Annotated in this window: 11 protein-coding genes and 5 tRNA genes; all 16 read right to left on the bottom strand. The window is 51.7% G+C overall.

Annotation, left to right across the window (positions count from 1 at the left end):
* Positions 1-2: 2 nt before the first annotated feature.
* Positions 3-78 (bottom strand) — tRNA-Lys (locus tag ACSZO4_RS17220).
* Positions 79-110: 32 nt separating this feature from the next.
* A tRNA-Lys gene (locus tag ACSZO4_RS17215) sits at positions 111-186 on the bottom strand.
* A gap of 143 nt (positions 187-329) precedes the next feature.
* A tRNA-Lys gene (locus tag ACSZO4_RS17210) sits at positions 330-405 on the bottom strand.
* A gap of 3 nt (positions 406-408) precedes the next feature.
* Positions 409-484, bottom strand: a tRNA-Val gene (locus tag ACSZO4_RS17205).
* Positions 485-621: 137 nt separating this feature from the next.
* A tRNA-Lys gene (locus ACSZO4_RS17200) sits at positions 622-697 on the bottom strand.
* Between the two features lie 164 nt (positions 698-861).
* Positions 862-1,647: a cell division protein CpoB gene (gene cpoB, locus ACSZO4_RS17195; RefSeq protein ID WP_437890240.1), complete on the bottom strand. Its 786-nt coding sequence runs from the start codon at positions 1,645-1,647 to the stop codon at positions 862-864.
* Between the two features lie 9 nt (positions 1,648-1,656).
* Positions 1,657-2,172, bottom strand: coding sequence for a peptidoglycan-associated lipoprotein Pal (gene pal / locus ACSZO4_RS17190; protein ID WP_437890238.1), 516 nt, complete (start codon positions 2,170-2,172; stop codon positions 1,657-1,659).
* A gap of 34 nt (positions 2,173-2,206) precedes the next feature.
* Positions 2,207-3,499 (bottom strand): Tol-Pal system beta propeller repeat protein TolB, encoded by a 1,293-nt coding sequence (tolB, locus tag ACSZO4_RS17185; protein WP_437890250.1) that lies wholly within the window; start codon positions 3,497-3,499, stop codon positions 2,207-2,209.
* A 117-nt stretch (positions 3,500-3,616) separates the two neighbouring features.
* On the bottom strand, positions 3,617-4,906 hold the full coding sequence (gene tolA, locus ACSZO4_RS17180) for a cell envelope integrity protein TolA (RefSeq protein ID WP_437890237.1): 1,290 nt from the start codon (positions 4,904-4,906) through the stop codon (positions 3,617-3,619).
* Positions 4,907-4,945: 39 nt separating this feature from the next.
* Positions 4,946-5,374, bottom strand: a complete 429-nt coding sequence (tolR, locus tag ACSZO4_RS17175) for a colicin uptake protein TolR (RefSeq protein WP_437890236.1) — start codon at positions 5,372-5,374, stop codon at positions 4,946-4,948.
* 3 nt (positions 5,375-5,377) lie between these two features.
* A complete protein-coding gene (gene tolQ / locus ACSZO4_RS17170) occupies positions 5,378-6,070 on the bottom strand; it encodes a Tol-Pal system protein TolQ (protein WP_437890234.1) in 693 nt (230 codons plus the stop codon).
* Complete coding sequence (ybgC, locus tag ACSZO4_RS17165; protein WP_437890233.1) at positions 6,067-6,471, bottom strand: tol-pal system-associated acyl-CoA thioesterase; 405 nt, start codon at positions 6,469-6,471, stop codon at positions 6,067-6,069. Before ybgC ends, tolQ begins: the two co-directional genes overlap by 4 nt.
* Positions 6,472-6,619: 148 nt before the next feature.
* Positions 6,620-6,913, bottom strand: a complete 294-nt coding sequence (ybgE, locus tag ACSZO4_RS17160) for a cyd operon protein YbgE (RefSeq protein WP_437890231.1) — start codon at positions 6,911-6,913, stop codon at positions 6,620-6,622.
* Complete coding sequence (cydX, locus tag ACSZO4_RS17155) at positions 6,913-7,026, bottom strand: cytochrome bd-I oxidase subunit CydX (protein WP_049292487.1); 114 nt, start codon at positions 7,024-7,026, stop codon at positions 6,913-6,915. Before cydX ends, ybgE begins: the two co-directional genes overlap by 1 nt.
* A gap of 14 nt (positions 7,027-7,040) precedes the next feature.
* Positions 7,041-8,180: a cytochrome d ubiquinol oxidase subunit II gene (gene cydB, locus ACSZO4_RS17150; RefSeq protein ID WP_437890228.1), complete on the bottom strand. Its 1,140-nt coding sequence runs from the start codon at positions 8,178-8,180 to the stop codon at positions 7,041-7,043.
* A gap of 15 nt (positions 8,181-8,195) precedes the next feature.
* On the bottom strand, positions 8,196-9,764 hold the full coding sequence (gene cydA / locus ACSZO4_RS17145) for a cytochrome ubiquinol oxidase subunit I (protein ID WP_437890227.1): 1,569 nt from the start codon (positions 9,762-9,764) through the stop codon (positions 8,196-8,198).
* Between the last annotated feature and the right edge of the window lie 547 nt (positions 9,765-10,311).

Raw genomic sequence — 10,311 nt, 5'->3', positions numbered from 1 at the left:
AGTGGTGGGTCGTGCAGGATTCGAACCTGCGACCAATTGATTAAAAGTCAACTGCTCTACCAACTGAGCTAACGACCCCTTGCGGGATTTACTACTTTAATCATTCAGAGTGGTGGGTCGTGCAGGATTCGAACCTGCGACCAATTGATTAAAAGTCAACTGCTCTACCAACTGAGCTAACGACCCATACGGGTGTCACCTGAAAGATTTTTACTCGGAACCACATTAAGTGGTGGGTCGTGCAGGATGACTCGACTTCGTCTCGCCCTGCGGGCCGCTGCTGACGCAACGTTATCCTTCACGATTAACATCTGAGTGTGATGTTAAATTGGTGGGTCGTGCAGGATTCGAACCTGCGACCAATTGATTAAAAGTCAACTGCTCTACCAACTGAGCTAACGACCCGAGTGGTGGGTGATGACGGGATCGAACCGCCGACCCCCTCCTTGTAAGGGAGGTGCTCTCCCAGCTGAGCTAATCACCCGATACTACGCTGGATACTGCTTACTTACTGCTTTAAGTGGTGGGTCGTGCAGGATGACTCGACTTCGTCTCGCCCTACGGGCCGTCGCTGACGCAACGTTATCCTTCACGCTTTACTACCACTGACTACTTTAGTATTGGTGGGTCGTGCAGGATTCGAACCTGCGACCAATTGATTAAAAGTCAACTGCTCTACCAACTGAGCTAACGACCCACTTTTGCGCTGCTTTTGGTTTGTGTGATATCCCTTGGCAACGGCGGCATATATTACTGATTTAAGAATTCAGCGCAACAAAAATTTTGAGGAAGATCACCCAACTGCTTACGATTCACGCGACAAGACCAGAAATAACGCGATTTCTGGTCAAGCGCTATTCGCTACATCGAAGCGAGGCGTTTTTGTGCCTGTTTTGCGCCATCAGTACCAGGGTATTTTGCAACCACCTGCTGATAAACCGCCTTCGCTTTCGCGCCGTCACCTTTGTCCTGCATGATGACGCCAACCTTAAACATCGCATCAGGCGCTTTTGGCGACTTAGGATAGTTTTTTACCACCGAGGCAAAATAATAGGCCGCATCGTCTTTTTTACCCTTGTTGTAATTCAACTGACCCAGCCAGTAGTTGGCATTAGGGATGTAAGTTGAATCAGGATATTTTTTGACAAAGTTCTGGAATGCAGTGATGGCTTCATCCTGGCGGGACTTATCCTGCACCATGGCAATCGCTGCATTGTAATCCGTATTGGCGTCGCCGCTTTGTACCGGCGCTGACGTCGTTGCAGAGGCATCTGGTGCCGCTACGCTACTCTGATCGCCAGAAGCCTGCTGGCTCTGCCCTGCTGCCGCTCCTGCCCCGCTACCCAGGCTGTCAATCTGCGTCAGAATCTGCTTCTGGCGCTCATTGATCTGGCTCAGCTGATACTGACTTTCCTGAATCTGACCACGCAGGGTGTCAATATCGGATTGGTTATCAGAGAGTTGCTGCTGGAGTTGGGTTAAAAGTTGACTGTGAGCGTTAGAAATACGCTCGAGTTGAGTGACCCGGTCTTCTACCGAGCCTGAGCCGACACTACTGATTGGCGCCTGAGCAAAAGCGGCCCAGGGGGCCGCTATGCCAACCAGTAACGACAGACTCAACAGGTGATGTCTGAAGTTACTGCTCATGCAATTCTCTTAGTAAACCAGTACGGCACGACGGTTTTTAGCGTAAGCCGCTTCGTCATGACCCAGTACTGCAGGTTTTTCTTTACCGTAAGAAACGATGGAGATCTGGTCAGCGGTAACACCTTTACCCTGCAGGTACATTTTAACGGCGTTAGCACGACGTTCGCCCAGGGAGATGTTGTATTCCGGAGTACCACGTTCATCCGCATGGCCTTCTACGGTCACTTTGTAAGACGGGTTGCTACGCAGGAAGTTAGCGTGCGCGTCCAGCATTGCAGCGAAGTCAGAACGGATATCGAACTTGTCCAGATCGAAGTAAACGATATTGTTCTGTTGCAGCTGCTGCATCTGCAAACGTGCTTGCTCTTCAGAAGACATGTTGCCATTGCCGTTCATACCAGTACCGGCACCCATCATGCCTTCGCCGCTCTGGTCGTTGCTCACGTTCTTTTTAGAAGAACATGCGGCGATTGCCATTACGGACAGAGCGATAGTCAGCCCTTTCAGCACTTTGTTCAGTTGCATTTCTTTGATCCTTTAGTAATCAATTATTTATTATTTACAGGTACGGCGACCAGGCAGGTGATTTTACCTGTCCATCAGACGCCGGAATACGCGCTTTGAAACGCCCATCTGTAGAAACCAGGTTCAGCACGGATCCCATCCCCTGAGAAGAGCTGTAGATTACCATCGTGCCGTTAGGTGCCAGACTCGGCGATTCATCCAGGAACGTTGACGATAAAACTTGCACGCCACCCGCTGCCAGATCTTGTTTGGCAATGTGTTGCTGACCGCCTTCGGAGCTCACCATTACCATAAATTTACCATCAGCACTAACGTCAGCATCCTGGTTTTGAGAACCCTGCCAGGTGATACGTTGTGCTGCTCCGCCATTTACATTCACTTTATAAACCTGCGGACGCCCTGCCTGGTCGGAAGTAAAGGCCAGGTTCTGGCTATCCGGGAACCAGGTTGGTTCGGTGTTGTTGCTACGGCCATCGGTTACCTGACGGATTTGCCCGGAGGCCAGATCCATCACATAAATATTCAGGCTACCAGTTTTAGACAGCGCAAAGGCAATCTTGCTGCCGTCAGGTGAGAACGCAGGCGCACCGTTGTGACGCGGGAAAGAAGCAACCTGACGTGTCGCAGTTGACGCCAGATTCTGGATAACCAGCGCTGAACGACCGCTTTCAAATGTCACGTAAGCCAGTTGAGAACCGTCCGGAGACCAGGCCGGAGACATCAGCGGCTGGGATGAACGGTGAATAACGGAGGTGTTATGACCATCGTAGTCGGACACGCGCAGTTCGTAAGGGAACTGACCGCCACTGGCCTGTACCACATACGCGATACGGGTACGGAATGCGCCTTTAATACCGGTCAGTTTGAGGAACACTTCATCACTGGCGGTATGTGCCGCATAACGCAACCACTGTTTGGTCACTTTATAGGAGTTCTGTGCAAGCACAGTGCCTGGCGCGCCGCCGGTATCAACAAGCTGGTAAGCCACGTTGAAGCTGCCGTCCGGGTTAGGCGTAACCTGACCGACGACCACGGCATCAATACCCAATGCGGACCATGCAGCAGGCTGTACTTCCTGCGCGGTTGCCGGGGTCTGAGGCAGACGTGAACGATCCAACGGGTTGAATTTGCCACTCATGCGCAAATCGAAAGAAACGACGTCGCTGATATCCTCAGGAGCAGCACCAGGCCCTGCCCACTGGAAGGGAACAACACCGATTGGGCGTGCCGAGTCAACCCCCTGGGTAATCTCGATACGTACTTCTGCGTGCAGCACCGCTGCCCACAGCATTAAAAAACCAAACGCTACACGTAATGCCTGCTTCATCATATCTCCCTTATCCGGGCGGAAAACCCGCGATAATTTAGCAGATTGTTAACAAACTCAAAACAACGATAATTATACAACCTGACCCGGATATCCGGACCAGGCATTCATGACAACTTAAAGCTTAAACAGCAAAGTGGCATCTTTGACCCGTTCATACACATCTTTACTCGGCGGAGTTGGCATATTTGCCGTCCGCGCCGCTCTAAGAGCAGCCTCACAAAGCTCAGGATCGCCACCTTTCGATTCAATATTACTCAGTGAACCATCCGATCTTAACGAGATGTGAAGATCACAAGTTTTTCCCGCAAACATTTCAGCATTATAAAGTTTGCTCTGGATAGCCATTTTTATCTGGTCAGCATACTTACTGATGTCTGCGTTGCTGGCACCACTGCCGCTACGACTATTATTACCCGCACCCGCAGCAGCCGCGCTGTTGCCTTTTGCCCCACCGCCCGTTTTCGGCGCATTCTTACCGGAACTCAGGTCACCAAAAAGGCCATCAACGCTTTCAGCGGCAGCGGCTTTCTCGGCGGCAGCTTTTTTCGCAGCAGCGGCTTTATCAGCAGCAGCCTTCTTATCAGCAGCAGCTTTTTCGGCGGCGGCGGCTTTTTTATCTGCGGCAGCCTTGTCGGCAGCGGCCTTCTCAGCGGCAGCGGCTTTATCCGCAGCAGCCTTTTCAGCAGCTGCGGCTTTCTCGGCCGCGGCAGCTTTCTTAGCGGCATCGGCAGCGGCTTTTTTCTCAGCATCCTGCTGCGCTTTCTTCGCAGCTTCAGCTTCTGCCTTTTTCTGGGCGTCGGCTGCGGCTTTTGCGGCTTCTGCTTCGGCTTTTTTCTGCGCGTCTGCTGCAGCTTTGGCGGCATCAGCTTCTGCTTTCTTCGCTGCATCCGCCGCCGCTTTCTTCGCAGCATCGGCGGCAGCTTTTACCTGCGCATCCGCTTTCGCTTTCGCATCGGCAGCGGCTTTAGCGGCAGCTTCTTCAGCCTGCTTCTGCGCATCCTGCGCTTTCTTCGCCGCTTCTTCTGCTTTTTTCTGCTCTTCAGCCTGCTGGCGCGCCGCTTCCTGCGACTGCAACCGCTCCTGCTCAAGCTGTTTTAAACGTTCCTGCTCCGCAGCCTGTTTTTCCCGCAACTCTTCCGCCTGCTGCTGAGCCTGCTTCTCGCGCTGTTCTTCAGCCCGTTTGGCACTCGACTGTTGCTGCTGCTGGCGGTTGTAGTTTTGCACTACGGCACCGGGATCCACCATGACCGCATCAATAGATGAACCGCCTCCACCACCGGCAGAAGCGTCAGTATTTTCATCGAACGAACTCCAAATCAGCAGTCCTACAAGCACTACGTGCAGCACGGCTGAGATGATGATCGCGCGTTTAAGTTTGTCGTTTTGTTCGGTTGCCTTTGACACTCTCGGTTCCCAAAAACTGCCCGCCTGTTATGTCGGGGATCAAATAGGCTGCGTCATCAAGCCAACCGACTTCACACCCGCGCTGTGTAACAGGTTTAGCGCTTTAATGATTTCATCGTAAGGCACCTCTTTCGCGCCGCCGATCAAGAAAACGGTTTTCGGATTGGATTGCAGGCGACGCTGCGCCTCTGAAATCACTTGCTCAGGTGGTAATTGATCCATACGATCTTTTTCCACAACCACGCTGTACTGTCCGACACCGGAGACCTCGATAATGACCGGAGGATCGTCGTTGGTGCTGACACTTTTAGAATCTGTCGCGTCTGGCAGATCAACTTCCACACTCTGGGTAATGATGGGTGCCGTTGCCATAAAGATCAGCAGCAACACCAGCAGCACATCCAGCAGAGGGACAATGTTGATTTCGGACTTCAGCTCACGGCCGCCACGTCCACGCTTTCTGGCCATGGTTTACCCCTTGTTGCTCTCGGTGCTGGTAAACGCCTGACGGTGCAGAATAGCCGTGAACTCTTCCATAAAGTTGTCGTAGTTCATTTCCAGTTTGTTCACGCGCTGGTTCAGGCGGTTATAAGCCATGACCGCAGGAATAGCTGCAAACAGGCCAATTGCGGTGGCGATTAACGCTTCAGCAATACCTGGCGCCACCATCTGCAAGGTCGCCTGCTTCACCGCACCCAGTGCGATAAAGGCATGCATAATCCCCCAGACAGTACCGAACAGACCGATATACGGACTGATGGAACCCACGGTGCCAAGGAAAGGAATATGCGTTTCCAGATTTTCAAGTTCGCGATTCATGGAGATGCGCATGGCCCTTGCCGCCCCTTCAACAATCGCTTCCGGCGCATGGCTGTTGGCACGATGCAGACGGGCAAATTCTTTGAACCCGCTGTAGAACATTTGTTCCGAGCCAGTCAAATTATCGCGGCGTCCCTGACTTTCCTGATACAAACGGGAGAGTTCAATACCGGACCAGAACTTGTCTTCAAAAGCTTCCGCTTCACGCGCAGCTGCGTTGAGAATGCGCGTTCGCTGGATGATGATAGCCCAGGAAGCGATTGAAAAACCAATTAAAATCAACATGATAAGTTTGACCAGAAGGCTTGCCTTCAGGAACAAATCAAGGATGTTCATGTCAGTCACTGCTTAAACTCCGCGACAATAGACTTGGGAAGCGCACGAGGCTTCATTAAGAGTGGATCAACACAGACAATCAGAACGTCGGCTTCATTGAGCACCTTGTTCTCTGCATTGACGATCCGCTGCGTGAACACCAGGGAGGTACCACGCATTGATGTAATTTCCGTTTGGACTTCGAGCATATCGTCGAGTCTGGCGGGTGCAAAATACTCCAGCGTTAATTTGCGAACCACAAACGCGACACGTTCGGCCAACAAAACCTTCTGGCTAAAGTGATGGTGGCGCAGCATCTCTGTGCGTGCTCGTTCATAAAAAGCAACATAGCTGGCGTGGTAAACCACCCCACCGGCGTCAGTGTCTTCGTAGTAGACCCGAACCGGCCATCGAAACAGCGTTGTATTCACTTTACATCCCGGTAATGCAAAAAAAGTTAGAGCTTTTAAACTTCGCTACTATACGCGCGGGGAAGAGGGTTGGGAATGGGTTGATGTAAGCGGAGAGTAAAAATATATGGGCTTTTGCAAGCCCATATCATAAACGGAGATTTCTTATTCAAAAGAAGAAGAAAATCAGGCCACACACCAGAACAAGCATCGCGATAAGCGGGCAAAACAGACCTTGCCAGACGACGGAGCGCTGGCGGAAACCGACGCCAAAAATGACGCCGGTACAGACGGCCCACATCAGCAGGAAGCCATGCCAGATCTCAAGCTCGCTGGTTTTGGCCGCAAACCTTGCCGGGTCCCAGAAAATGCACCCCGCCAGCCCTAATGCCATCACCAGGGATAGCGCCCTTAACGGGCGCTTATCCATTACCGCATAGAGCTTTGCGATAATCTCGTTCATTAGTGTTCTTCTTTTCCGGCTTTCGTTGCTTCCACGTGCTCAAGCGCCAGGGCAGTAATAATCCCAAATGCACAGGCAAGAAGCGTTCCTAAAATCCATGCGAAATACCACATAATCAGCTCCTTACTTAGTACAGCGAGTGGGTATTGTTTTCAATCTGCTCTCTGGTGATGCGTCCGAACATTTTCCAGTAACACCAGGCGGTGTAGATAAGAATGATCGGCACAAACACCAACGCCACGTAGGTCATCAGATTCAGCGTCATCTGGCTGGATGTGGCATCCCACATGGTCAGACTGGCATTCATCATAATGCTGGACGGCATCACAAACGGGAACATCGCAATACCGGCAGTCAGGATGATGCACGCCAGCGTCAGTGAGGAGAAGACAAACGCCCAGGCGCCTTTCTCTAAACGCGACATCAGAACTGTCAGCAGCGGTAACACCACGCCCAGTGCCGGAACCAGCCACAGAATAGGTGCGTTGTTAAAGTTAGCAAACCAGGCACCCGCCTCGCGCACTACTTCTTTGTTCAGCGGATTGGAGGCGGCATGATGATCCAGTGCGGAGGTCACCACGTAACCGTCAATACCGTACATCACCCAGACGCCTGCCAGGGCGAAGCAGACCAGCGTTACCAGCGCCGCAACCTGGGCGGTCGCACGGGAACGAAGATGCAGCTCGCCCACGGTACGCATTTGCAGGTAGGTCGCGCCCTGGGTAACGATCATCCCGACGCTCACAATACCGGCCAGCAGGCCAAACGGGTTCAGCAACTGGAAGAAGTTACCGGTGTAGGTCAGACGCAGATATTCATCAACATTGAATGGCACACCCTGCAGCAGGTTACCGAAGGCCACGCCGATCACCAACGGCGGCACGAAACTACCGATGAAAATGCCCCAGTCCCACATGTTGCGCCAGCGGCTGTCTTCAATCTTGGAGCGGTAATCAAACCCGACCGGACGGAAGAACAAAGAGGCCAGCACGAGGATCATCGCCACATAGAAGCCGGAAAACGCGGCTGCATAGACCATCGGCCAGGCAGCGAACAGTGCGCCACCGGCGGTGATCAGCCACACCTGGTTACCGTCCCAGTGCGGGGCGATGGAGTTAATCATAATCCGGCGCTCGGTGTCGCTGCGACCCAGGAAGCGGGACAGCATGCCCACCCCCATGTCGAAGCCATCCGTCACGGCAAACCCGATCAGCAGAATGCCAACCAGCAGCCACCAGATAAAACGCAATACTTCATAATCGATCATTTGACGACTCCTGTCTTAGCGTGCCGGCTGTGAGGTCACGGATGACTGCTCATAATGATAGCGGCCGGTTTTCAGGCTGCTTGGGCCCAGGCGTGCGAATTTGAACATCAGGAACATTTCAGCCACCAGGAACAGGGTATACAGGCCACAAATCAGCACCATCGAGAAGATCAGGTCACCGGCGGTCAGCGAGGAGTTTGCCACCGCGGTCGGCAGTGTTTCCCCAACAGCCCATGGCTGACGGCCATACTCGGCAACAAACCAGCCCGCTTCGATAGCGATCCACGGCAACGGAATGCCGTACAACGCCGCACGCAGCAGCCATTTTTTCTCACCGATACGGTTACGGCAAACGGTCCAGAACGACACGGCAATAATGAACAGCATCACGATGCCGCTGGCCACCATCAGACGGAACGCGAAGTACAATGGCGCAACGCGTGGGATGGAGTCCTGAGTGGCCAGTTGAATTTGTTCTTCTGTTGCATCAGAGACGTTCGGCGTATAGCGCTTAAGCAGCAGGCCATAACCAAGGTCTTTCTTCACATTGTTGAAGGCATCGCGTACTGACGGGTCTTTCGAACCTGAACGCAACTGCTCCAGCAGATGATAGGCTTTCATCCCGTTACGGATACGCTCTTCATGCTGCACCATCAGGTCTTTCAGGCCAGTGACCTGCTTGTCGACGGAACGGGTGGCAATAATGCCCAGCGCGTAAGGGATTTGAATGGCGAAGCGGTTTTCCTGCGCATCCTGGTCAGGAATACCAAACAGGGTAAACGCCGCCGGTGCTGGCTGGGTTTCCCATTCAGCTTCAATTGCCGCCAGTTTGGTTTTCTGCACATCACCCATTTCGTAACCGGATTCATCACCCAGCACGATAACAGACAGGATGGCTGCCATACCGAAGCTCGCTGCAATAGCAAAGGAGCGTTTGGCGAAGGCCACATCACGACCGCGCAGCAGATAGTAAGAGCTGATACCGAGCACAAAAATCGCGCCGCAGGTGTAGCCTGATGCCACGGTGTGGACGAATTTCACCTGAGCAACCGGGTTGAGTACCAGTTCGGCGAAACTCACCATTTCCATACGCATGGTTTCATAGTTGAAGTCAGCGGCAACCGGGTTTTGCATCCAGCCGTTAGCCACCAGGATCCACAGCGCAGACAAGTTAGAGCCAAGAGCGACCAGCCAGGTCACTGCCATATGCTGTACTTTGCCCAGACGATCCCAACCGAAGAAAAACAGACCTACAAAAGTAGACTCGAGGAAGAAGGCCATCAAACCTTCAATGGCCAGTGGCGCACCGAAGATATCCCCAACATAGTGAGAATAGTAAGACCAGTTAGTCCCGAACTGGAACTCCATGGTCAAACCGGTTGCCACGCCCAGTGCAAAGTTGATACCAAACAACTTGCCCCAGAACTTGGTCATATCTTTATAAATCTGTTTGCCGGAAAGGACGTAGACCGTTTCCATGATGGCCAGCAGGAACGCCATACCGAGCGTCAGTGGCACAAAAAGGAAGTGGTACATCGCGGTCAAGGCAAACTGTAAGCGTGACAGTTCGACAATATCTAACATCTTGACTCCTTGCTCATCGCATGAAGACTCCGAGAGTAAACCCCGTCAGTGAAGGTTTACGCGCATGCCCCAATACAAAGTTGTTGCACTTTTAAATCATCATCGCCAATAACGTTGATGCTGATTCAAAAAAGTTACAACTACGTTAATAAAAAAACCAAATTGATCTCTCGAATATAGTACTCCGCAAAACCCTTACAATAAAAAGGTTTTTATTGGGTTTGTTTTACGTTTTTCGACAGCGATCAATTTATACCTAATTTACCGGTTTTCAACCAATTTGATCGGCGACAATTTATCGATTTTTATGGTTTTTTCCAAGCTTTTAAATATTGATTTAAATCAATTTAATCCTGAATTGTTAATTTTGTAGCCATCGCAACAACATAGTGAAGACCATGTTAACAACATGTATATCTTAGCGTGGAAAATGGTTATCAATCGGAGGGTAAAGATAAATAATAACGAGGTTATTTAAGGAAGGTGCGATTTAATCGGTGGGGTTCAGTGGAGTCCTTATCTGTATTAGCCTTACCTTAGCTGAGCT

It is taken from the genome of Phytobacter sp. V91, assembly GCF_965644225.1.
In the GTDB taxonomy this organism is placed as follows: domain Bacteria; phylum Pseudomonadota; class Gammaproteobacteria; order Enterobacterales; family Enterobacteriaceae; genus CBFFRJ01.
The sequence above is the reverse complement of the archived record's forward strand: the minus strand, read 5'-3'. Positions and strand labels throughout refer to the sequence as shown.

Bases quoted from the DNA above. Each gene is read 5' to 3' on its own strand.
- ybgE (WP_437890231.1), bottom strand. From the start codon at position 6,913: ATGAACGAGATTATCGCAAAGCTCTATGCGGTAATGGATAAGCGCCCG.
- tolR (WP_437890236.1), bottom strand. From the start codon at position 5,374: ATGGCCAGAAAGCGTGGACGTGGCGGCCGTGAGCTGAAGTCCGAAATC.
- cydB (WP_437890228.1), bottom strand. From the start codon at position 8,180: ATGATCGATTATGAAGTATTGCGTTTTATCTGGTGGCTGCTGGTTGGC.
- cydX (WP_049292487.1), bottom strand. From the start codon at position 7,026: ATGTGGTATTTCGCATGGATTTTAGGAACGCTTCTTGCCTGTGCATTT.
- cydA (WP_437890227.1), bottom strand. From the start codon at position 9,764: ATGTTAGATATTGTCGAACTGTCACGCTTACAGTTTGCCTTGACCGCG.
- tolB (WP_437890250.1), bottom strand. From the start codon at position 3,499: ATGAAGCAGGCATTACGTGTAGCGTTTGGTTTTTTAATGCTGTGGGCA.
- pal (WP_437890238.1), bottom strand. From the start codon at position 2,172: ATGCAACTGAACAAAGTGCTGAAAGGGCTGACTATCGCTCTGTCCGTA.
- cpoB (WP_437890240.1), bottom strand. From the start codon at position 1,647: ATGAGCAGTAACTTCAGACATCACCTGTTGAGTCTGTCGTTACTGGTT.